The 22582-nt window shown below is 69.3% G+C and carries 18 protein-coding genes; 10 read left to right on the forward strand and 8 right to left on the reverse strand.

Annotation, left to right across the window (positions count from 1 at the left end; genetic code table 11):
• The first annotated feature begins 35 nt into the window (after positions 1 to 35).
• Positions 36 to 4799 (forward strand): tetratricopeptide repeat protein, encoded by a 4764-nt coding sequence (locus tag OHA98_RS15875; RefSeq protein WP_266926310.1) that lies wholly within the window; start codon positions 36 to 38, stop codon positions 4797 to 4799.
• A gap of 257 nt (positions 4800 to 5056) precedes the next feature.
• Here the strand turns inward: OHA98_RS15875 and OHA98_RS15880 are convergent, their stop codons facing one another.
• Positions 5057 to 5536, reverse strand: a complete 480-nt coding sequence (locus tag OHA98_RS15880) for a hypothetical protein (protein WP_266926312.1) — start codon at positions 5534 to 5536, stop codon at positions 5057 to 5059.
• A gap of 226 nt (positions 5537 to 5762) precedes the next feature.
• Here OHA98_RS15880 and OHA98_RS42895 point away from each other — a divergent pair, with 226 nt between their 5' ends.
• The 5 genes from OHA98_RS42895 to OHA98_RS15900 all read left to right on the forward strand — a co-directional run bounded on the left by OHA98_RS42895 (position 5763) and on the right by OHA98_RS15900 (position 10507).
• The gene (locus OHA98_RS42895; RefSeq protein ID WP_353962246.1) at positions 5763 to 6179 is read left to right on the forward strand and encodes a transposase; all 417 of its coding nucleotides are present in this window, start codon (positions 5763 to 5765) and stop codon (positions 6177 to 6179) included.
• Positions 6061 to 6387, forward strand: a complete 327-nt coding sequence (locus OHA98_RS15885) for a hypothetical protein (RefSeq protein WP_266926314.1) — start codon at positions 6061 to 6063, stop codon at positions 6385 to 6387. The genes OHA98_RS42895 and OHA98_RS15885 overlap by 119 nt, the downstream gene beginning before the upstream one ends.
• A 63-nt stretch (positions 6388 to 6450) precedes the next feature.
• Positions 6451 to 7290, forward strand: coding sequence for a transposase family protein (locus OHA98_RS15890; RefSeq protein WP_266926304.1), 840 nt, complete (start codon positions 6451 to 6453; stop codon positions 7288 to 7290).
• A gap of 914 nt (positions 7291 to 8204) precedes the next feature.
• On the forward strand, positions 8205 to 8378 hold the full coding sequence (locus OHA98_RS15895) for a hypothetical protein (protein WP_266926316.1): 174 nt from the start codon (positions 8205 to 8207) through the stop codon (positions 8376 to 8378).
• Positions 8378 to 10507, forward strand: coding sequence for a SpoIIE family protein phosphatase (locus OHA98_RS15900; protein ID WP_266926318.1), 2130 nt, complete (start codon positions 8378 to 8380; stop codon positions 10505 to 10507). Before OHA98_RS15895 ends, OHA98_RS15900 begins: the two co-directional genes overlap by 1 nt.
• A 257-nt stretch (positions 10508 to 10764) precedes the next feature.
• Here OHA98_RS15900 and OHA98_RS15905 read toward each other — a convergent pair whose 3' ends face one another.
• On the reverse strand, positions 10765 to 12201 hold the full coding sequence (locus tag OHA98_RS15905; RefSeq protein ID WP_266927929.1) for an IS1380 family transposase: 1437 nt from the start codon (positions 12199 to 12201) through the stop codon (positions 10765 to 10767).
• Positions 12202 to 12637: 436 nt separating this feature from the next.
• The gene (locus tag OHA98_RS15910; RefSeq protein WP_266926320.1) at positions 12638 to 13951 is read right to left on the reverse strand and encodes a hypothetical protein; all 1314 of its coding nucleotides are present in this window, start codon (positions 13949 to 13951) and stop codon (positions 12638 to 12640) included.
• 224 nt (positions 13952 to 14175) lie between these two features.
• Here OHA98_RS15910 and OHA98_RS15915 point away from each other — a divergent pair, with 224 nt between their 5' ends.
• The 4 genes from OHA98_RS15915 (at position 14176) to thrS (ending at position 17205) form a co-directional block, all read left to right on the forward strand.
• Positions 14176 to 14529, forward strand: coding sequence for a DUF317 domain-containing protein (locus tag OHA98_RS15915; RefSeq protein WP_266926322.1), 354 nt, complete (start codon positions 14176 to 14178; stop codon positions 14527 to 14529).
• A 99-nt stretch (positions 14530 to 14628) separates the two neighbouring features.
• On the forward strand, positions 14629 to 14919 hold the full coding sequence (locus OHA98_RS15920; protein WP_266926324.1) for a hypothetical protein: 291 nt from the start codon (positions 14629 to 14631) through the stop codon (positions 14917 to 14919).
• A gap of 15 nt (positions 14920 to 14934) precedes the next feature.
• Positions 14935 to 15756 (forward strand): DUF317 domain-containing protein, encoded by an 822-nt coding sequence (locus OHA98_RS15925; RefSeq protein ID WP_266926326.1) that lies wholly within the window; start codon positions 14935 to 14937, stop codon positions 15754 to 15756.
• Positions 15757 to 15978: 222 nt separating this feature from the next.
• Positions 15979 to 17205: a threonine--tRNA ligase gene (gene thrS, locus OHA98_RS15930; RefSeq protein ID WP_266927930.1), complete on the forward strand. Its 1227-nt coding sequence runs from the start codon at positions 15979 to 15981 to the stop codon at positions 17203 to 17205.
• 250 nt (positions 17206 to 17455) lie between these two features.
• On the opposite strand, the gene OHA98_RS15935 is transcribed toward thrS, so the two are convergent.
• The 5 genes from OHA98_RS15935 to OHA98_RS15955 form a co-directional block, all read right to left on the reverse strand.
• Positions 17456 to 18142: a hypothetical protein gene (locus tag OHA98_RS15935; protein ID WP_266926328.1), complete on the reverse strand. Its 687-nt coding sequence runs from the start codon at positions 18140 to 18142 to the stop codon at positions 17456 to 17458.
• A gap of 79 nt (positions 18143 to 18221) precedes the next feature.
• Positions 18222 to 18665 carry a hypothetical protein gene (locus tag OHA98_RS15940; RefSeq protein ID WP_266926330.1) on the reverse strand — a complete coding sequence of 148 codons (444 nt, stop codon included), beginning with the start codon at positions 18663 to 18665 and terminating at the stop codon, positions 18222 to 18224.
• A gap of 254 nt (positions 18666 to 18919) precedes the next feature.
• Positions 18920 to 20647, reverse strand: coding sequence for a relaxase/mobilization nuclease domain-containing protein (locus tag OHA98_RS15945; RefSeq protein WP_266926332.1), 1728 nt, complete (start codon positions 20645 to 20647; stop codon positions 18920 to 18922).
• Positions 20644 to 20931, reverse strand: coding sequence for a mobilization protein (locus OHA98_RS15950; protein WP_266926334.1), 288 nt, complete (start codon positions 20929 to 20931; stop codon positions 20644 to 20646). Before OHA98_RS15950 ends, OHA98_RS15945 begins: the two co-directional genes overlap by 4 nt.
• 650 nt (positions 20932 to 21581) lie before the next feature.
• Positions 21582 to 21773, reverse strand: a complete 192-nt coding sequence (locus OHA98_RS15955; protein WP_266926336.1) for a hypothetical protein — start codon at positions 21771 to 21773, stop codon at positions 21582 to 21584.
• Between the last annotated feature and the right edge of the window lie 809 nt (positions 21774 to 22582).

Raw genomic sequence — 22582 nt, forward strand, 5'->3', positions numbered from 1 at the left:
GGCCGGTGATCCAGGTCTCCGACACCGTGGGTCCCGTGCACATCGCCACGGGCACGGAGCACCCGTTGTACCGCGTCGGCGCCTTCCCGCGCGAGCACTCGGCCCCGTCGGTGGGGGCGGCGCGCACGCAGCCGGCACGTCTGTTGCATTCGCGCTACGCGCTGGTCGGCTTCACCGGTCGGGCCGAGGAGCTGGGGCGGTTGGCGGCGTGGCGGGACGGTTCGGAAGCGGTGTCGGTGAAGCTGCTGCACGGGGCGGGCGGGCAGGGCAAGACGCGGTTGGCCGCCCGTTTCGCCGCCGACTCGCATGCCGACGGTTGGGAGGTGTTGCAGGCCCGACACGCCGGCGACCCCGCCCCGGCGAACTCCTCGGCGGGCGAGGGCGACGCTCCGGGTCGGGCCGGCGTGGGGAATCCGCGGGCGGGGGTGTTGTTGGTGGTGGACTACGCGGAGCGGTGGCCGGCCGCGGATCTGTTGGCCATGCTCGCGCACGCCCCCGCGCAGGGGATACGGGTGCGCGTGTTGTTGGTGTCCCGTCCGGCCGGGTTGTGGTGGCAGACCCTGACCAATCGCCTGGACCGCATGGACCTGGACACCGACGCCCTGTGCCTGCCCCCGCTGACGGACGACCCCGGCACCGACCCGGCAGCCCTTTTCGCCGCCGCCCGTGATCGTTTCGCGCTAGCGTTGGACGTTCCCGACCCGCACCGGATCCCGGTACCCGCGACATTGGGCGACCGGGAGCGATTCGGGCAGGTGCTGGCGGTGCACATGGCCGCTTTGGTCGCCGTCGACGCCCACCGCACCGGCACCCCCACCGTGGACCTGGACGCCCCGGGCCGCATCTCCGGATACCTGCTGGGCCGCGAACGCGACCACTGGCAGAGCCTGCACGACAACCGGCGCGTCACTGTCACCGCCGAAACCCTGGCCCACACCGCGTACACCGCCGCCCTCACAGGGACTCTGACCCACGACGACGCCAAGGCAGCCCTGGCCGCGATCGGCGCGTGCCCCGACCACAGCACCGACCACGCCCTGACCGACCACGCCGTCCCCTACCCCCCGGCCGACCCCCACGCCGGCACCGTCCTGGAACCGCTCCACCCCGACCGCCTGGCCGAGGACTTCCTCGCCCTCACCACCCCCGGCCACCACCTGACCCACTCCGACCCTGACCCCTGGACCGCCACCGCCCCCCAACGCCTCCTCCGTCCGCCACCCGACACTCGCACAGGTACCGGGAACAACGGCACCATCGAGGGGCGGGGCCCATGGGCCCGATCCGCCCTCACGGTCCTGATCGCGGCCGCCGCCCGCTGGCCCCACGTCACCACCACACAACTCGTCCCCCTGCTCACCACCCGCCCGAACCTCGCGCTCCATGCCGGCGGCGCCGCCCTGGCCGCCCTCGCCGCCCTGGATGACGTGCCCGTGGAGGTCCTGGAGGCTGTCGACGCCCACCTGCCCGAAGGTCGCCACAGCGACCTCGACGCCGGCATTGCCGCCGTCACCGCCCGCCTCACCCCCCACCGCCTCGCCGTCACCACGGACCCGGCCCACCAGGCCGATCTACACGCCGCCCTCGCCAAGCGCTACGGCAACGCCGGCCTCTACCAACAGGCCCTGGCCGCCGAGGACCAGGCATTGGGCATCCGACGCCGCCTCGCGCAAGAGAACCCCGCCGCGCACGAACCCGATCTCGCTAAATCGTTGAACAACCTGTCGATCTGGCTGGGTGAGGTGGGGCGCCGGGCCGAGGGCCTGGCCATGAACGAGGAGGCCGTCGAGATCCAACGCCGTCTGGCGGGGGCGGATCCCGCCGCGCACGAGCCCACCCTCGCCAAGTCGTTGAACAATCTGTCGGTCCGGTACGGGGACGTGGGGCGACGGGCCGAGGCACTGGCCGCAATCGAGGAAGCAGTCACGGTCCATCGCCGCCTGACGGATCCCGCCGCGCACGAATCCGACCTCGCCGGCGCGTTGAACACCCTGTCGATCCGGTACGGCGAGGTGGGGCGGTGGGCCGAGGCACTGGCCGCGATCGAGGAGGCCGTCGAGATCCAACGCCGTCTGGCGGGGGCGGATCCCGCCGTGCATGAGCACGACCTCGCCAGGTCGTTGAACACTCTGTCGGTCCGGTTCGGGGACGTGGGGCGGCGAGCCGAGGGGCTGGCCGCGATCGAGGAAGCCGTCACCATCCGACGCCGCCTCGCACACGCCAACCCCGCCGCGCACGAACCCGACCTCGCCAACGCGTTGAACAACCTGTCGTTCCGGCTGGGCGCGGTGGGGCGGCGGGCCGAGGGGCTGGCCGCGATCGAGGAAGCCGTCACCATCCGACGCCGCCTCGCACACGCCAACCCCGCCGCGCACGAACCCGACCTCGCCAACGCGTTGAACACCCAGGCGATCCGATACGGGGCGATGGGGCGACCGGCCGAGGGCCTGGCCGCGATCGAGGAGGCCGTCGCGGTCCATCGCCGCCTGGCGGGGGCGGATCCCGCCGTGTACGAGCCCGACCTCGCGAACGCGTTGAACACCCAGTCGATCCGATACTGGGCGGTGGGGCGGCGGGCCGAGGGGCTGGCCGCGATCGAGGAAGCCGTCACCATCCGACGCCGCCTCGCGCAGGCAAACCCCGCCGGGTACGAACCTGACCTCGCGAACGCGTTGAACATCCTGTCGATCTGGTTCGGGGACCTGGGGCGGCAGGACGAGGGGCTGGCCGCGATTGAGGAAGCCGTCGCGGTCCATCGCCGCCTGGCGGGGGCGGATCCCGCCGTGTACGAGCCCGACCTCGCGAACGCGTTGAACACCCAGTCGATCCGATACGGGGCGATGGGGCGGCAGGCCGAGGCACTGACCGCAATCGACGAAGCCGTCACCATCCGACGCCGCCTCGCGCAGGCAAACCCCGCCGGGTACGAACCCGACCTCGCGAACGCGTTGAACACCCAGTCGATCTGGCTCGGGGCGATGGGGCGGCAGGCCGAGGCACTGACCGCAATCGAGGAAGCCGTCACCATCCGACGCCGCCTCGCGCAGGCAAACCCCGCCGGGTACGAACCCGACCTCGCGAACGCGTTGAACACCCAGTCGATCTGGCTCGGGGCGATGGGGCGGCAGGCCGAGGCACTGACCGCAATCGGCGAAGCCGTCACCATCCGATGCCGCCTCGCACAGCTGGATTTCAGCCTCAAGGCCTGCAGCGTGTCCGAAGAGGAGGAGACGGACGAGGAGCTGCTCGCGATCGAGGAAGCCGTCGCGGTCCATCGCCGTCTGGCGGGGGCGGATCCCGCAGCGTACGAGCCCGACCTCGCCAACACGCTCAGCTCCCTGTCGAACCGATACTGGGAGGCAGGGCAGGGGCTTGAGGCTCTGCTCGCGATCGAGAAGGCTGTCGGGATCTATCGCCGTCTGGCGGGGGCGGATCCCGCAGTGTACGAGCCTGATCTCGCCAACGCGCTGAGTACCCAATCGAACCGGTACTGGGGATCGAGGGGCAGGAACAGAAACACGGATACGATGATCGAGGAAGTCGTCGAGATCTATCGCCGTCTGGCGGGGGCGGATCCTGCAGCGTACGAGCCTGATCTCGCCAACGCGTTGAACATCCTGTCGGTCCGGCTGGGCGAGGTGGGGCGGCGGGCCGAGGCACTGATCGTGATCGAGGAAGCCGTCGCGGTCCATCGCCGTCTGGTGGGGGCGGATACCGCAGCGTACGAGCCTGATCTCGCCAGGTCATTGAACAACCTGTCGGTCCGGCTGGGCGAGGTGGGGCGGCGGGCCGAGGCACTGGCCGCGATCGAGGAAGCCGTCACCATCCGACGCCGCCTGGTGGGGGGGAACTCCGCCGCATACGAACCCGACCTCGCCAACGCGTTGAACACCCTGTCGGTCCGGCTGGGCGAGGTGGGGCGGCGGGCCGAGGCACTGGCCGCGATCGAGGAAGCCGTCACCATCCGACGCCGCCTGGTGGGGGGGAACTCCGCCGCATACGAACCCGACCTCGCCAACGCGTTGAACACCCTGTCGGTCCGGCTGGGCGAGGTGGGGCGGCGGGCCGAGGCACTGGCCGTAACCGAGGAAGCCGTCGAGGCTCAGCGCCCTCTGGCGGGGGCGGATCCGGCCGCATACGAACCCGACCTCGCCAGGTCATTGAAGAACCTGTCGAGCCAGTACTGGGCAGTGGGGCGGCGGGTCAAGGGGCTGGCCGCGATCGAGGAAGCCGTCGAGGTACACCGCCGCCTGACGGATCGCGTCGCATACGGGCCCGACCTCAGCAAGGTGTTGAACCAGTTTTCAATCTGGCGGGGGTTGCTGGGAAGGCGGGCCGAGGAGCCAGCCGTCGAGGAAGCTGGCGAGGTCTACCGCCGGCGGGCGGATCCAGTCTGCTATGAACCCGATCTCGCCCACTCGTTGACCATCCTGGCGATCCGGTACGGGGCGGTGGGGCGACTGGTCGAGGCGCTGGTCGCGATCGAGGAGGTCGTCACCATCCGACGCCGCTTCGCCGAGGAGAACTCCTCCGTGTACGAGCCCGACCTCGCCAAGTCGCTGTGGACGATGGCGAGGCTGCGAGTCGGTGGGGAACCGGGCCTTCTTCCCGGGGCGTTGACGGCGGTGGCGGAGGCCGTGGAGATTTACCGCCGATTGGCCGCGGAGACACCGGCTGTGTTCGCCGGGCTTCTACGGGACGTGCAGGAGACACAGGCGGACGTACTCGACGGGCTCGGCCGTACCGGCGAGGCGAAGGTGATTCGCCGCAGGCTCACCGACGAGGCCCCGGAGAGCTGACGCGGCATGGGTCGGTGTCGGGCGCGGCCATCCGCAGTACGAATCGCTGGAAGAACCCGGAGGACGACCTGCCGCCCGACTTCGAGGACAACCGGGACGTGACATGTCGCCGTTGCCCTCGTGCTGAAGGGTGACGGCGCCACCACCGCTGTCGACCTGGTAGAGGCTGCCCCACACGGTCGATCGGCTCACGGACTGTGAGGTGGCCCTGCGGCGGCGTCCCCACTTTCCCCAGGCGTCAGGCAAGTTCGGCAGCCTCACTCCACCTCAATGTCCGTGCCACCGTCGACCTGGTGGACCGGTCCGGAGATCGAACCGAAGACCGTCTGATCACCGCGGGGCACGGCTCGCGGAGGTTGCGGTGCCCCTGCCGGTGGCGTCGGGGGCGGAGTGGGCGTCGAAGAACTGCTTTTGATCTTGACTGAGCCAGTTGCCCCACGCACCTGGTACACGCCTCCGCCGACGTTCGCCGCCACGTGCTGTCCGCCTCCACTGGGGCGGTACTGGAGCACCAACCCCCAAATGGTCACGACGAGACTGGCGATGGCGACGAACAAACCCGCCACCCCGGCCAGCGAGGTCGCCTTTTCCAGCCCCACGCGGTTGAAGTACCAGATGAGACCGCCCGAAGTCACAGCCGTCACGATTCCGCCAGACCACGCCAGAGCTTTCCCCGTCATGACAGCATCATCGAGGATGCGCAGGCGTCGCACAGCGAAATTGCGCCACTGCGCCATGATTCTGGTACGTGGGGATGATGGCACCGCGCCCTCGCCGCGCGGACTGACCCCGCGGCGGTCTCTGACCTGGGTGATTTCTCGCTCAGCCACTCAGGCGGCCTGACTGAAGCCACCTGCGGCCCGGTCCTCGTCGCGCAGCGGGGTGAAGTCGACATTGAGGCTTCCCCTTGATCATGGACACCTGGAGACTGGGACCCTGAGGTTCCAGAGGAAGTAGCACCAGGTGGGAAGCAAGTACACAAAGCGGTACTCGGACGAGTACAAGTGTGACGCGATCGAGCTCGTACGGTCGTCGGGCCGGACGGTGACTGATGTCGCCCTCGGGGTCAGTTCGGAAAGCCTGCGTGCGTGGGTGAAGAAGGCCCGGGCCGCGGAGGCCGCGCCGGTGGCGGCATCCCTGTCGCCGGGCGCGGGCGAACGGGATGAGGAGCTGAAGCGGCTGCGGAAGCTCACCGTAGAGCAGGCGAAGACGATTGAAATCCTAAAAAAGCGACAGCTTTTTTCGCGAAGGAGAGCGATCGGTGAGCGATGTCTGCCGATTCATCCACGCGGAAAAAGCCAACTACACGATCGTCCTGCTGTGCCGGGTGGCGGGGCGGGCTGTCCTGCTGATCCCGCACCGCGGCGAGAATCCCGATGAGACCGCCCTGCTGGACGACTACCGCATGATCCTGGCGATCGTGCAGGCCGCCGACGGCCCGGTCCAGGTCAGGGCGGTGGGTGAGGAGCTGGGCCTTGACGTTGCGGTGCGTGGGAAGCTGGAGCCGCTGCGGGCGAAGATGACCAAGCTCGCTGATCGCGGCTGGCTGCACAAACGTCCCGACGGGCGGTTCACCGCACGTCGGTGACCGTGCCGGAAGAAAACCCGGCAGGCCGTAACCAGCGAAACCCCGGCGGCAGTTGAGTTCGGTGTGAAGAAAAACAACGGGTCCGTCGAGGGCCCTGACGACCTTGTCTACACTGCCCGCCTGCCGCTGTCGAGCGCCACTTTGAACTATCTCGCCACCCTGATACGCGGCCACTGCAAGAAGATCGGCTCGCGGTGGCGGGCGCTGCCCGCGGGAAGGATCGCGGGGATCGTGCTGGCGGTGCTGCGCTGTGACCAGCGGCCGGGCGACCTGGCCGGCGGCAACGGGATACACCGCACCACCGTGACACGGTGGGTCAGGGAAGTCGTCGGCCTGCTGGCCGCCCGCGCCCCGCGCCTGGACCGCGCCCTGAAGAGAATCGCCCGAACGGGTGGCGGGGTGGTCCTGCTGGATGGCTCGCTGATCCGCACCCGGCGGCGCACCGGGACGGAAAACCGGAAGAACTACTCGGGCAAGCACAAGCACCATGGTCTGCTCGTGATCGCGCTCACCGACGACAAGGGCCGACTGCTCTGGGTCTCGGCGGCCCGGCCGGGGCGGACCTCGGAGATCACCGCCTGCCGTCACGCCAAGCTCACGCAGAAGTTGCGGGCGGCCCGGCTCGGAGCGATCGCCGACCTGGGATTCGTCGGGCTCGATGACAGCGGTCCCGATGCCGACCCAGCGGTGATCACCGGCTACAAGGCCGCCCGGAACCGGCCGCTCACGCGAGGGCAGAAGCTGTCGAACAAGGCCCTTGCCGCAGTACGGGCGCCGGTCGAGCACGGCTTCGCCCACCTGAAGAACTGGCGCGTCCTCGGCAAGGTCCGCACGGATCCGAAGTGGGCGACCGCGCTGGTGAGGGCTCTGCTGGTCCTGACGAACCGCGAAGTCTCCCGGTGACCGACGATCTTCGCCGAAGCCATCCGCCCACGACCAGCACGAGCATCCCGAACCCCGCGCACACCAGACCCGTGACCTGCAACTTCACGATGCACAGTGTTCATTGGCTCGGATGGCGGATGAGGGCCCCGTGCAGCCAAGGTCATCGGTGCGCAGGTTCACTCGCGAGGAACGGTTCCGGTATCCGGACTCGACGATGAGGAGGACGGCGGGGAAGGGTGAATACGCACAGGCCGTGCCTGCTGTCATGGGCACTCTGTCGCCTTGCAAGGTACGGCTCGCTCAGCGCTGCGACAATGCGAAGAACGGCTGCGCAGAGCCAGGATGAACCCCCAGGGCACGCATGTCCGACGAGCGCGTGGCCTCCGTTGGAGTGCCGATCCGTGTCTTCCTGCCGGGCGGACGACGTCAGCTTGAGGCTTGTGCGACCGTCCCACACAGACACGACTTCCGCGATCAGCTTCGTCCGCATGGTGTCCGTCTCGGCTAGGGCCCCCACGTCACGCGACACCTCGCAGGTCTGTGGCCGAAGTCCTCAGCTTCCAGTGACGGCTCGGTGAGTCGCGCTCCTGCTCACCAACACGTGAATGCACTACGGCGCCCCACGTGCGTCGCACGGGTCAGGGCAGGGTGCCGTCACACCAAAGCGGGCGTATTGTCACGGTATGGGTGACGTGCGGTGCGACTGGTGTGGTGCGTGGCTGCCGGGGTCGGCGGCACGTGGGCGCCGGTATTGCCGGCCGGCGCATCGACAGGCGGCCTGGAGGACACGGCGCCGGTGGCGGGAGGCTGCGCCCGCGCGGGAAGGGGTGACCGCAGCAGGAACGGTACCGCTGCTGCACGTCAAGAAGGTCGCGCATCCTCCTCTGAAACCGCCCCCGCCGGGTTCACCTTTGAGGTGGCAGTGCGCTGCGGTGGCCGGGGTTCCTGACCTGGCCGGGCAGCTGGTCCGGGCGGCGGTGCTGGCGGACCGGCGGGCCGGGGCGAGCTGGGAGCAGATCGGCGCGGGACTGGGCGTCAGCGCCGAGGCGGCCCGCAGTCGCTTCGGGCGTACGCGCAGCGTTGCGCGGGCCGGCCGGAGTGGATGATGTCCATGGGGTGTCCCGTTGCCCCTGGCCCCGGTGCGGAACTTCCGGATTCTGTTCTGGCCGAGGTGGTGCGGGGCACCGGCGCGTCGGTGGGCCTGGTGTACGTGCTTCCGCCGGGGGAACGGGTGCTGCGCCTGGTGCTGGTCTCCGGTCTGTCCCGGCAGATCGCGGCTCCGTGGGCCCGCATCCCTATGGACGCCTCCATCCCAGTGGTGGATGCCATGCGCGAGAGGCGCCTGGTCTGGCTGGGCAGCCAGGAGGACGTCGCACGGCGCTATCCCCAGCTCGGGATCGTCCTGCCGTACGAGTTCATGCTTGCCGCAGTCCCGATCACCAGCGGCACCACGGTGTGGGGAGGGTTCGTGCTGCTATGGCCTGTTTGGCATTCGCCGCAGCTCAGTGCGGCCGAGCGGAAGACGATCAATGGCTGCTGCCTGCGTACGGCAGCCATTCTGCAACAGGCCGCCGACAGCGGCCGCCCACTTCAGCCCGCCGACGAACCGCGCCTGCTCACGGCGCCGCACCCCCGTGAAGCGGACCCGGGCCAGGCCATGGCCGCGCTGGGTTTCGCCGAACGTCTGCCCGTGGGCTGCTGTTCCCTCGACCTGGAGGGCCGGCTCACCTTCATCAACGCCGCCGGCGCCGAGCTGGTGGGTGCTGGGGCGGCCTCCTTGGTGGGCAACAGGCCGTGGGAGGTGCTCCTGTGGCTGCACGATCCGGTGTTCGAGGACGCGTACCGGGCAGCGGTCGTCAGCCGCCAGCCCTCCTCCTTTACAGCCAGGCATCCACCCGATACCTGGCTGTTCTTCCAGCTCTACCCCGATGACAGCGGCATCAGCGTCCACATCACCCCCGCCGTAGGGCAACCGGATGCCACCGAACCGGGCCCACCGCCACCGTCCCCGGCCGAGCCGGTGGGCGTGACGGCGCTGTACCACCTGACGCACCTTGCCGCCGTCCTCGCCCAGGCCGCCGGTGTTCATGACGTGGTGGAGCTGGCTGCCGACCAGATCGTGCCGGCCTTCGGCCCCAAGGCCATGGCGCTGTCGACGGTGGAAGAAGGACGGCTGCGGATCATCGGCTACCGGGGCTACAGCCCCGACCTGATGGACCGCTTCGACGCGATTCCCCTGACTTCCGACGCCCCAGTTGTGCGTGCCATCACCACAGGAGTGGCCGGCTTCTTCCCCACTTTCGCCGACCTCAAGAGGGCCTACCCTCAGGCACGACATCAGGACGAGATGGCCGCCTGGGCCTTCCTACCGCTGACCGTTTCGGGCCGCCCTGTCGGCTCCCTCGTCCTCGCCTACAACCGTCCGCGCCCATTCCCGCCCGCCGAGCGGGCCCTCCTCACCTCGCTGGCCGGACTGATCGCCCAGGCTCTGGACCGCGCCCACCTCTACGACGCCAAGCACGCTCTCGCCCGCACCCTGCAGACCGGCCTGCTGCCCCGCGTCCTGCCGCACATCCCCGGCCTGGATGTGGCCGCCCGCTACCGGCCCGCCGGCCACGGCATGGACATCGGCGGCGACTTCTACGACCTCATCCCTTGCACCGGAGCGACAGCCGCCGTGGTGATCGGCGACGTCCAGGGCCACGACCCCGCCGCCGCCGCGCTCATGGGACAAGTTCGCACCGCCGTCCGCGCCCACGCCACCGACGGCTCCTCTCCCGGCGACGTCCTCGCCCGCACCAACCGCCTTCTGACAGATCTCGACCCCGGCCTGTTCACCAGCTGCCTCATCGCCCACCTCGACCTGACCAACCACCGCGTCCGGCTGGCCACAGCCGGCCATCCCCCACCCCTGCTCCGCCACCCCGACGGCCGCACCGAAACCCTTCACCTGCCTCCCGGACTGCTGCTGGGCATCGAACCCGACGCCGACTACCCCACCACCGAAATCCCCCTCCCGCCCGGCGCCGTCCTCGCCCTCTACACCGACGGACTCGTAGAAACCCCCGGCACCGACATCGACCACGCGACCACCGCCCTCGCCAACCAACTTGCACAAGCACAAAGTGAGAACCTGGACGCTCTGGCTGACACGCTCATCGACCACGCCGAACAATCCGCGCCCCGAAATGACGACATCGCCCTGCTCCTCATCCGCCCATACGACGAACCGTGACCACCCAGCCCGCACCCGCAGGCCGGGCAACCCGTCCTCTCGCAGATGATCAGATGTGCGAGTCCGAGAGGGTGTTCAGCGTGGGCGAATTACCCTTTGCGCTCTAGCCTCGCCGTTTCGGTTGGGGTGATGAGTCGTCGCTGATCGTTAGCCGCCGGGTGGGCGAGGTGATTTGGCTGTTTAGGCATGGCGGAGGCCCGGCGCGGTGGTCGGGTTCTCCAGGGTCCTTCGGGTCGTGGGCGGGCAGGGGTTGTCGGTCAGCCGGCTGGTCGGGGCAGTGCGGCAAGGCGATGGAAAGCGTCGGCGAGTTCGTTTCTCCATGGCCAGGTCGCCGATATCCGCAGGCGGAGGCGTCGGCCGCCTCGGGTGAGGCGGGCGGCGACGTGCAGCAGTCGGTAGCGGAGCTTTTTCGGTTCGGCAGTGGCCAGTTCGCCGTTCAGCAGCAGGACGCGGGTCCAGGCCAGCAGGTCGGTCGCCGCGAGGCTGAGTTCGAGCCAGACGGCGTTGATGGCGAAGTCCCGGGAGGGGAAGCGGCCGAAGCCGGTGGTCTTGCCGCATCGGATGTGGTCCTCGACGGTGGCATGCCCGCGGTGACGGGCCTCCAGGAACTGGGCGGGACCGCCACCGCAGGACGGGGTGTCGGTGAGGAAGACCTGATGGCGCAGGCCCTCGTCCTGATCGAACAGGGAGAGCTGGGCTCCGGGGTGCGGGCGCTCCCGGCGCACGATGATGCGGGTGTCGGCCGGGTAGCCGGTCAGGTCGACCATGCCGGTGAGCTCGGCGACCTCGGCGCCGTCACGCAGAGTTCCGTTCTGGTCCAGGGCGGGGTGCCAGCAAGCGTCGGGTATGGCTCGGACAGCACGGCGGACCGGCTCGGTGACCGCGCATCCGACCGAGAACCGCAGGTTGAGGCCGTGCTCACGCAGAGCCCGGATGTGGGCGAGGAAGGCTTTCGCGGATCCGGCACTGCCGGTGCGGACAAGAATGTCGGTGCCGTGCCGGTGGACGTCGGGAATCTGTGCGAGAGCGTCGTCCAGCACAGTGATGTGATCGGCGGCGGTGTTGGCACCGGCGTTCCCGGGCCGGAGCCGGCCGGACAGTGCTTCGCCGGTGTTGGCCAGGAAGCACAACAGCGGGTGGAAGCCGAAGCCGCCCTTGTAGGTGGGTGCGGCCGCTTCTTTCTCGGAGTGGCAGGTGATCAGCGTGGCATCGAGGTCCAGGACCAGGCCGGGAAGTTCTCGTCCGCCGGCCCGGACGGCGGGTATGCCCTGGCCGGTCTCGGCGGCCTGCATCCAGGCGACTTCCCGGGCCGAGGCGCGGGCCGCTCGCAGCGAAGCAAGCACTGCCCCGTCGATGTCGGCGAGCAACCGCCAGGCGGTGGGCGTGGAGGCGACCGGTCCGAATACCTCGCCCTGGTCCCGCAGCACGGCCAGATCCGCTATCGCCTCACCGCCGTCGGCGAGCATCACCGCGAGATCGGTGGCGGTCCGACCCGGATCGTGCCCGGTGCCACGCGGTCGTAGCGGCCCGAGCGCAGCGGAGTACGCGCCTGTCAGGCCGGTGGCCTCGGCGAGATCCGCCAGCAACCGTGCGCCCGCGTGCCCCACCACCCCCGAACCGTCAGTGGAGACGTGGAGCTTGGCACGAGAACCGATACCCTGCACGCAGAAAGTGCCTTCCGCTTGGACCGACAGAACCCCTCGACAAGGTTCATCGTCCCAGCTCAGAAGGCACTTTCGTATTTTCTTCCCGCTTCCGGCCTCATCTCAACCGAAACGGCGAGGCTAGCGGGATCGAAAAATGAGAGTCAGAATTCGCTCAGCACGTGCCCTGACCTGCGGTTCGGGGTGTGACAGTGCCACAGATATCAGCACCCCCAATGTGACGGTCAGTGGTCCGGTTAACGTTGTGAGATTCGCAGCAACTTCCATGCGTTCAAAGATATCAGCGGGCTCTGCACTCGCTAATTTACTCTTATGGGGTCGGGGTGTTAAGTTATACGCGTCAAATTATGAATACATGCTGATCGGGGGTGTAGGGCTATCTCGTTTTGATCTGCGGACGGGTGGAGTGCTTCGGGAGAAGTGTGGCGGGTGTCACTTTTCGAACTTCGATTGGGGCCTTGTCCGCTCAGTGCCGGTCGGGCCAGAGACGCGACATCGGGAGCCGGACGGAGGGCAGCCGTACTGCCTGGATCGGTCCGAGCGCGGCTGCTGCAGCGCGAAGAACTTCGTCGTAGGAGCCGAAGCCGAGGAGTTCGGCGGAACAGGCGGAGCAGTCGCCGGGGCAGCGGGTGTGACCGGCGCTGCGATCCGTGGAGCCTCGGACGTGCGTGAAGGCGTCGTCCGGGAAGTCGGCGCGCACGGCATGCCAGATCCCGGCGCGTTCCTCTTCGGGCAGTCCGGCTGCTACCGCCGGCCGCATCGGCGGGAGGAGGCGTTGGTGGTCCTGGACGAGGAACACCCGGTCGGTGAAGTCGACGGTGTCCCCCTCGGGGCGCTCTCGTTCCAGCCAGGCTCGGGCCTCCTCTCGGGTGCCCGGCCCCCACAGGTAGTCCGTCGGGAACCGTGTGGTCTCGTACCGGGTGTCGAACTCGGCCCAGTGAGCGTCATCCCATCGGCTGCCCGGTACGAAGGGGATGGACCGCACCACTACGTGCTGGTATGCCTCGTCCCTCTGGTCTTCCTTGGGGTCGGAAAGGATGAACGCGCCGGCGGGCTCCATTCGCGTACGGCCGGAATCGTTCCAGCTCAGCAGGGCGATCTCCCGGTGCAGCGGGGCCGGGTAGAGGCGCCCATCGGTAGTGGCCTGCCCCCACAGTTGGTTGATCAGTTCCGCCAGATCCCGCACCGTTCGGGCTGCCTCGACGGGGGTGTCGACATGGTGGCCGGATGGATGGGCCACGTGGTTGCGCAGCTTGGCGAGCGCGTCCTCGACCGTGCGGCTGCGGCGCCCTCGGAGCAGACCTGAGGCCCGGGCCCAGAGGCGGAGTCCGTGCAGCATTCCGTTGAACTCGACGGCGTGGGCAGTTACGACCAGCTTCGACCGCTCGCGCGTCATCTTGCCTGCGAGTTTCTTCACGTCGTCGTACGACGTAACGGTCAGGGAGACGTCCGGGCCGTTAGGGCGGCGGAACGTGATGGTGCCGGCGCACCATTCCATGAAGCGGTCGCGCAGTGCCTGCTCGTAGATGAGGAGCGCTTGATCGCCGACCAGGGTGTACACGTCGTAGCACAGCACGCCATAGGCGAAGACGGTGCGCAGCCGCTCGAAAGAGTCGCGTGTTCCAGCCGCGACGCCGTCCGCCAGGTCGCAGTCCGCGATCTGGTGCTGCTGGAATTCCGCAGCGTCCTCGGGTTCCAGACGGCCGCCGAGCCCATAGGGGTTGAACGCCAGAGACAGATTGTCCGCGGCGCGCAATTCTGCAAGTGGACGGATCTCCATGTACTTCTCCTCGCAGTGGGAAACGGGCAAGCATGCACCCGGAGGCGCTTCGTCGGCCACTTCTTTCCCTTCGGGTGGCTCCGTGGTTTCGCCGCGAAATGGTGTGCGTCAGTAGTTCGCCCGGGGCAGACAGGAAAGATCGCGGAAAGACTGGCCAAGGTGCGTTGATGCATGTCAACGTAGACGACCTTGCAAGAAATGCCAGGTCAGAGAGGTGATTGCCTGTGACCGTAGCTCCTGCCGGCCCTGGTTTCTCTACCACCATCGAAGCCCTGCGTCTGCGCGAGCGGCAGCTTGGCCGCGGCCGACCCTCGCTCGTGACAGATCAGTTTTCCGCTGACGACTTCCACCTGATCGTGGATGACCGGGCGGACGTGCACATCAGCTCGAAGGACGGTCGCTTCTGCCTCGGCTGGTTTCCCAGTGGCCGTCCGGGCACGGATGGTGAGGGGTGGACGATCGCCGTCACCAGTACGGCCGAGGTGCCCGGCTATTGCATGTCGTTCGACACCGAGACACCGGCCGACATGGTCGCCGCAGTGGTGGAGTGCGTGCTGGCGACCTCACGTCGCGTATGACCGCGGCGACTTCTGCCGTCAACGCTCACCGGCCCTGATGTCTCGCTGGCGGCCGGATCCGTATTTCTGCTCCCCGTTTTCCCACCCTGGAGGCTGTTCGTGACGTCCTCGGAGATGACAGTCGGCGGTCTCATTGATCTGCTGTCCGCCCGTGACCGGAGTGCTCCGGTCCGCCTGGCCATGAACCCGTTCTTCCCGATGGCGCACCGCATCGAGCGGGTGTTGGCGTCCGTGGACGAGACCGGTCGGGCCGTCGTCTATCTCGCCGAAGGACGGGACGAGGGCACCCAGCTCGGCCATCTGCCGACCGATGTCGCTGTCGCCCTGACGTGGCAGGGCCCCGTCCAGGCGCCCCCGCGCCGCACCCGCCGTTGCGCCGGCGGCAACTGAATCCACACCGAGCCATTGGAGGCGCCCCTGTACCCCGAATTTCCGACCGACTCCTCCGCCGCCGGTGGCGGCCCGCCCGCATTCTGGGTCGGCCCTCGGCACCTTGCCGGTGACGACGGGCGCCTCTACGACGTCGTCGCCGACACGCTGTCCGGCCTGGGCTGGACGAGCCTGACCGTTGTCCGCGGACGGCACGAGCCGGATGAGGCACCGGAGGACCGCCAGGTCGTGCGCAGCACCGTCCTACATATCAGCCCCGATGCCCTTCGCTGGGCCCAATGGGCGCTGCCGGACGAGCCGTTCCTCCTGGGAGAACTGCCGGTCGCCTGGCAGATCTCCGCCCGAGCCGAGTCGAGCAGCCCGCTCGCCCAGTGGTCGGCCTACTTCACCCGCGACGTTCCCGGCGAGGCGGTGGTCGACTTCCTTGTCGCGCTGGACGCGAGCGAACAGCCGACCGAGCCGCTCACCGGACCCGAGCTGGTCCTTGACGCTGTTGCCGCTCATGGATGGTTCCGCGACCTCGACCAGCCGGAAGTGGGAGCGGCGGACCCGACGTTCACCTCGCAGATCAGCCTCGGCGAGGTTCCGCCGCTCATCCAGGACTCCGACCCGCGCGTTCTCGTGGCCGAGTACGACGAGGCGGGACTGGCTGGGTGGCAGGCGTGGGCCGAGCCCTCGCTCGGCGCACCGTGGTTGTGGGCCGCATCGTTCGCCGCAGGGGTCCCGCACGATCTCGTCGCAGCCTTCGCCGCCGCTCTCAGCTCAACCGCACCGGTCCTGCGTCGGGTGCTGCCCGCTGCTACACAGGAGCGGCTGTTGCGGGCCCCGGCCAGTTAGTGGTTGTCCGGCGGATCTCCTGACCGAGGAATGGCCGTGTGGACCGCGGTACATCCTGCTAACGTCTGGGGCATGAAGCGCGCTGCTATGACGACGACGCCGGAGAGTGTCCCGGCGCGCTGACAGACGATCTGATCCGAAGCCCCGGGGCAAGTGCCCCGGGGCTTCGTCGTAGGCCCGGTCACTTGCTCCGCACCCAGCAGGGAGACCGCGATGACCACCGTGCACGATCACCGCAAGCTCGGCCGTGAACTGGGTCTGTTCGACACCGATCCGCTGATCGGCGCCGGCCTGCCGTACTGGCTGCCCGACGGGGCGGCCGTGAGGCACACCCTGGAGGAGTACATCCGTGCCGCCGAGCGGCGGGCGGGCTACCAGCACGTGTACTCGCCGGTCCTCGGCAAGCGGGAGCTGTACGAGATCTCGGGGCACTGGGCGCACTACAGCGACGACATGTTCCCTCCGATGGACCTCGGCGGGGAGCAGGTCGTCCTGCGGCCGAGCCTGTGCCCTCATCACGCGGTGATCTACCGATCCCGTTCCCACAGCTACCGCGAACTGCCTCTGCGGATGGCGGAACTGGGCGGCATGTACCGCTCCGAGCTCTCGGGCGTGCTCGGTGGACTGACCCGGGTGCGGGCCATCCAGCTCAATGACGCACACATCTTCTGCACCCTGGACCAGGTCGCCGAGGAGGCGCAGGCGGCGCTGGAGATGATCCGCCGGGCGTACGAGGCGCTCGGCATCACCCCCACTCGTTACCGGCTCTCCCTCCCGGGCCCCGGCGGCAAGTACGTTGCCGCACCCGAGAAGTGGCAACGCTCGACCGCGCTGCTGACCGATGTCCTCGACCGCTCCGGTCTGCCCTACGAGGCGTCCGAGGGAGAGGCCGCGTTCTACGGTCCCAAGATCGATGTCCAGGTCACCGACGGCGCCGGCCGGGAGTCCACCCTGTCCACCGTCCAGGTCGATTTCCACCAGCCCGAACAGTTCGACCTGCACTACATCGGCGCGGACGGCGCCAAACACCGTCCGGTCATGGTCCACCGCAGCATCATCGGCAGCGTGGAGCGAGCCGTCGCCCATCTCATCGAACAGCACGGCGGCGCTTTCCCCGCCTGGCTCGCCCCCACTCAGCTGGTGATCCTCCCGATCTCCGACACCGAACTGCCGAACGCCGCAGCCCTCGCCCAACGCTGCACCCGTCTCGGGCTGCGTGCCCAGATGGCGGGACCGGACCGCGGCAGCCTGGGCGCCCGAATCCGAGAGGCCCGCCTGGTTCCCTACCAAGCCGTCATCGGCGCCAAGGAGGCCGCTGACGATCACGTCGCCCTGCGCTTGCGAGACGGACGCCGACTCGACCCGCAGCCGGTCAGTGACGCACTCACCCGCATCAGCGCTCTCATCAGGGCGCACAGCACCGAACTCTGGGCCGACCCCGCCTCGTAGCATGCGTCGAGATCAGCGCCTGCTGTCAGGATGACGCCCCGGCACCACCGCCCCGACGTGGGAATGGCGCCCACGGTCCCGTCCGCCTCGCCGGACACCAACGAAGCCCGGCCTCCCCGTACGGGGAGGCCGGGCTTCACGCATGCGCCGGGCATGGCGACTCGACGGCCCCGCAGCCTTCACGGGCTGCGGTATCGACCCGCGCAGGGCGTCGCTCGCGCTGAACGACGCCCCGGCGGGCAATTCCGCCTCAACTCCTTGTCGTGGCCTTGTCGAGAGCCTTGTCGAGGTGGCGGTCGACGAGGGCCGGGGAGCCGGAGACGACCAGCAGCAGGCTGCCCGCGCGGATCGCGGTCTGCTTGACCACGGTGCTCCGTCCTGCGGTGGAGGCCGTCAGGAGCTGGCTCCACTGCTCGTCACCGAGACTGCGGGGCGGGGACAGCTTCTGGGAGGCCATGTTGATAGAGGTGCCACCCGCGACGACCTGATAGGTCGGGCACCCGGTCATGGCCTCGAAAATCCGGCCGATGCCGTCGGACAACGTGTCCTCCCGGCCGCTGTACAGCTCCTCTGAGACCTCCGAGGAGCCGCCGCCATAGGCGAAGGACACCTTCGCCTTGCGCGGGAAGGAGAGGCTGCCGCCGATCGCGGCGTCGCCGCCCAGCTCGGTCAGGGCCGGGCAGCCGATGACGGTGACGTCGTCGTGCTGGGCGGGACGCTCCGGCTTGCGCAGATAGCCGCTGCCGAGATCGCTCTCGTCGAGCAGGCGCGTCTCCAGCGCGGCCGACGAGAGGACGGTTTTGCCGCTGCTGGACTTTCCGGTACGGGGGGACGGTGCTGCGATGGGCTGGCTGTCGACGGAGTCGGTGGAGCAGGCGGGTACGGCGAGGAGGGTGGCGGTGATGCCGAGGATGGTGGTGGCGACGCGAACGTGCATGACGGAACTGACCCCTTGGTGCTAGGTGACGGGTGGTCAGTACGGGCCCGCAGGCCCGGTGGGTTCGTCGAAGTGGTGGTCAGTGCCCGAGGTGGCGCAGGCAGTCCTCAAACGTGGCGTGCGTCGCGTCCGCCGGCCCCGCGTGTCGGTTGTACCACGCGGTGTCGAGGCGCGTCTCCTGCTGCTGGTGACCCGCCCGGCAGCGCAGCCAGATCTCGTCGCGCGTGGAGAGGATGAGCCAGTCCCGGTACTCGCCGCACTCGGTGCAGGCGACCATTTCACCGTCGAGGACGAGGGGCTGCTTCCACGGCATCATCCTGCCGTCGAGCTGGTCGTGGCTCGGCACCCGCAGCTCCGGCGGAAGGAAGTCGTCCACTACGCCGGCCGGCTCGGGCTGCCTCGGCTCCGCCGTCGGCTCGCCGAAGCCCTGCGGGACCTGGTTCTGCATCCGCGCATGCCACTCGGCGACCTGGCGCTCCGCCTCGCTCGATCCCTTGGCCCTGCGGCGTATTCGGTGAAACACCCTGGCGTCCTCCCTTGCCTCGTCCGACTCGCTTCACGATCGTGCCCTATGCCCTCGGCTGGTTCAATTCACAAAGTCCACAGTTACCTTCGGGCAGCTCATGACGGGTTTCCCGCCCTTTCGGCCGGGAAGGCGGGCCGGTCCACCGCCGAGAGCGGGAGTGGCGGGTGGACCATGCTGTGGATCGCGGGCGCGGTGGCGCTGGCCCTGCTCTCCGCGATGCGCTGACGCTGCGCATCAGCGCTCGCAGGAGGTCACCGGGACTTGCCCGGTGTCTCCTTTCCGCTGCGCTGCCTTCCGGGTGAGGAAGGTCGGTTCGCTGGCCTACGTGCTGCGGTCCGGTCGCCTGCTGTGCCCGTCTCGGGCAGGTTGGCGGCGTCGGCGGGAAGGTCTGCCGTTCGCCGCAGCCGCCACACGAGCACATCGCTGACTGAGACCGCGGTGCCGAGTTCCCGGCGCTCGACGGCGTCGGACAGAAGGGCTGCCGGGTCGTGGCCGGCGGCCTCGGCTTCCGCGATGGTCGCGGCCAGGGCGTACCAGCCGGGCTCGGCGAGGATTTGCTCGGCCAGCTCCGGCAGCGCCTCGCGCAGCGCCACCGTCTGCCGCTGGATCACCGGTCGGCTCAGGCGTCGACCGCGCTGGTAAAGCACGCCGAGAGGCTGGGCGGCGGCGGGCCGATAGGCGGCGCGCAGGTGCTCGGCGGCCCGGGCGGCGGCTTCGGCCTGCTGAGCGTGCCCCTTCCGGGCGTGCCAGTGCGCGGCGGCGGTGATGAGGAAGAACAGCATGTCGATTGCCATCGCGGTGCTCGCGCCGTCCTCACCCCGGCCAAGGGCCCGACCGCCGTGGACGAGGTCGCGTGCCGCCTGGCGTAGAGCCCGGTCATGTCCGCGTACGGCGCGCACGTGGGAGCGCGAGGCGCGCTCGAAGGCCGTTGCGGCGTCGCGGAGTTCGCGCCGGGTGTGGGCGGCGGACGTCGTTGCGAGGGCGTCCAGGACCTCGCCGGCGGCGGCGATGTGGGCGGCGACGGTCGGGTCGTCGCCGTGCTCGACGACGAGTACGGCCCGCCATGCGACCGATGCCGTTGCACGTCGGGCGGCGGCTGGAGTGCTGGGCCTCGTACGGACCGTGTCCTCTTGTCGGGGAGCCGGTTCGCTGGACCAGCGCTCCCGGGTGCGGGGCAGCGACAGATCGGGGGCCAGCCGCGCGCCGGGGTAGAACACCGGCTCACCATCCTTGTTCAGGTCGTCGTGCAGGGCGACCTTGTATCCCAGGAGGTCTCCGGAGGGCGCGGCGCGTTTGCGGATCAGGAGGCCAGCGGCGGCGAGCCGTGCGAAGAACTCCTCATCGCTTGTAGCGCCGGTCACCGCGCGCCGCACCGTTTCTCGCAGTGTCTCGCGGGCGGTGCGCTCGCGGCCCTGACGTTGGGCCTTGTGCCGCTCGGCGCTGGTGGGGCGCCGTGCGGCGGTGCCGTCGCCGGGGGCGACCTGGTGGAGTCCGAGTTCCTTCTCGATGAGTCGGGCTTCGGCCTGGGCCCGTTTTCCGGATCGGTGGTGGTCGGGGCGTCGGCCGTCTTCGCGCACGAGGGTTGCGACGATGTGGATGTGGTCGTCGGCGTGCCGTACGGCGGCCCAGCGGCAGCCCGCGCCGTCGTTCGGGTCGATTCCGGTGGCGGCGACGATGCGGCGCGCGATGTCCGCCCACTGTTCGTCACCCAGGATCGGGTCGTCGGGCGCGGCACGCACCGAGCAGTGCCAGACGTGCTTGTCGGGGCGCTGGTCCGCAGCGAGGAGATGGAGGGGCTGGTCGAGGAGCTGCGCGAGGTCCTTCTTGGTGACTGTCGCGTCGCGGCCGGGGTCGGGCGACATGCCGTCGAAGGAGGCGACGAGGTGTGGGTCGATGTGTTCTTCGTGGGTTCCCTTGCCGTAGAGGTAGTACAGCAGGCCCGGGGTGTGGCTGCCCTGCTTGTGAATCTGTGGAATCAAGGTGCCTCGTCTGACTGTCGGTTTGCCACCTTGTCGGCAGCCGCCCTCACCGCGTCGGCCGCCCGGTGGACATCGGCCACCACGTGGGCCAGGCGGGGAACGTCGCCGCCGGAGTTGAGGATCTTGGCTGCTTGGTTGAGGTTGCTGCCGGCCCAGCCGAGCTGCCTCCGCATCGCGAAGAGCTCCGTGAGCACGTCTTGTTCAGTGGCGATGGCGACGGCAGTACGGGACCGGTTACGGGCCATGGCCAGCCCGGCGTAGGCGAGGAAACCCGCCACGCTCATACCGGCGGCGTCTGCTCCGCCCTGGATGAGAGCGAGTTCGGACGGGTTGAGGCGGACGCTGTGCGCGCGACGCTGCTTCTTGTCGCGCGGACGCGCTCGCCCCCTCGACCGCCCTGTTCGGGCGGTTTCTGGCTGCGATCCGCCCCCGGTCGCAGCATTCCCGACCGGTGCCCCCTGGTGCCGGTCGGGCCCCGCCACCTCAGGGGCAGGGGCTGGTTCGGACGCTGCCCCATCGGGGGAGTGTCCGAACCTCCATCTTGCTCGCCCTGACACCGAGTTGATGTCGGGACCAGGTTCCGGGGTGGTGTCGTTCTGGGGTGCGTGCGTCATCGCAGTTCGGGCCTCGCGGATCGGGTGTGGTGCTGGATGGTCGCGGTCAGCGCGATCACGTCGGCCGGGTCCGTAGGGGCGCGGAGCGGCCCGCCGGGACGGCCCTGGACGATCCACTGGCCGGTTGGCGCGAGGACACGGCGTGCAGGGAGCCGTCGGCGCACCAGGACGTGTGCCCAGGCGCCTGGCTCGGCGAAGGCGGGCTCGGATGACCGATGGGAACGCGGGATCACGGCATTACCTCCCAAGCGGGACGGTGGCCCGGCACGGAGCCGGACCACCTGTTGTGAATAGGGCCATTGAGCCGAGGTTTTGCCAGGTCAGCCGCACTCAGGGCAGCGCCCGACGTGGGTGGAGAGCGCGCGGGCCATCTGCTGTTTCGTGGAGGTGGCCCGCTTCGCGCTGGACTTCGCTGCGGGCCTCCCCTCGTACCGCTGGGAGTGGGCCAGCATGAAGCTGATCTCCCGCTCGAACTCCGCGCGGACGGTGCTGAACCGGCGGCAGGTCTTCATCGCGATCTCCTCGTGTCTCGGGGCAGGTGCGCGAGCCCAGGATCTGCGTACAGCTGAGCCTGGAGCTTGCGGAAGCCCTCGTTGCTGATGGTGATGTTGTTGCGCCGAAGGTGCGGTCGTATGACCCGGCGCGTCATACGACCCGACGCCAGAGCCGCCTCGCGGGCCACCTCGACCTTCACCTCCCACGGGACCTCGTCGTTCTGGTCCGCAGACGTGGTCCGCGGCGCGTGCGAGGTTTCGTGGTCCGTGGTCGGAGCGCCCTGCGGTCCAGTTGAGGAATCGTCCTCTTCCTGGTCCGCCGGACCGTCCGCCTCCTGGTCCGCGAGGTTCGGGGCGTCCTGGTCCGTGGCGGCGGGCTCGGCGGGCTGGTCCGTGGTCCGAGGGTGCTCGCGGTCCGGCATCCGGTCTGCCGGGGCAACCTGGTCCGTGCCCGCCGGGTCAAGATCCTGGGCCGGTCCACGCCCATGGTCCGCTCGGTCGTGCTCCACCGGACCATGGGAGCTATCAGCGGATTGACCTGGGGTTTTCCCGGTCCGCCCGTAGTTTTTGATGCCGTGCGGACCATCACCGGTCTGCTGGTCCGCAGCCGCCGCGTCCTGGCTGTCCTCCTGCTCCGAGGCCGAGTCGCGCCGGCGGTCCGCAGCCGGATCCTCGTGGTCCGTCGGGACGGACCCAGTGCCATGGTCCGTGGTCCGCAGAGGGCCCTGACCGTGCGGGTCGAGGTGGTCCACGCTCGCTGGACCAGCCTCCGATACTGGTCCGCGCCCGTGGTCCGCGCCGCCTCCAGGACGGTCCGCAGGGCGGGT

Origin of the sequence: Streptomyces sp. NBC_00654 (assembly GCF_026341775.1) — a bacterium.
Classification (GTDB): Bacteria; Actinomycetota; Actinomycetes; order Streptomycetales; family Streptomycetaceae; genus Streptomyces.

What these genes read in the sequence shown, in the direction of transcription:
- OHA98_RS15955 (WP_266926336.1), bottom strand. Translation starts at nt 21,773, where the DNA reads ATGAAGACCTGCCGCCGGTTCAGCACCGTCCGCGCGGAGTTCGAGCGG.
- OHA98_RS15910 (WP_266926320.1), bottom strand. Translation starts at nt 13,951, where the DNA reads ATGGAGATCCGTCCACTTGCAGAATTGCGCGCCGCGGACAATCTGTCT.
- OHA98_RS15900 (WP_266926318.1), top strand. Translation starts at nt 8,378, where the DNA reads ATGTCCATGGGGTGTCCCGTTGCCCCTGGCCCCGGTGCGGAACTTCCG.
- OHA98_RS15935 (WP_266926328.1), bottom strand. Translation starts at nt 18,142, where the DNA reads ATGCACGTTCGCGTCGCCACCACCATCCTCGGCATCACCGCCACCCTC.
- OHA98_RS15950 (WP_266926334.1), bottom strand. Translation starts at nt 20,931, where the DNA reads ATGAGCGTGGCGGGTTTCCTCGCCTACGCCGGGCTGGCCATGGCCCGT.
- OHA98_RS15880 (WP_266926312.1), bottom strand. Translation starts at nt 5,536, where the DNA reads ATGGCGCAGTGGCGCAATTTCGCTGTGCGACGCCTGCGCATCCTCGAT.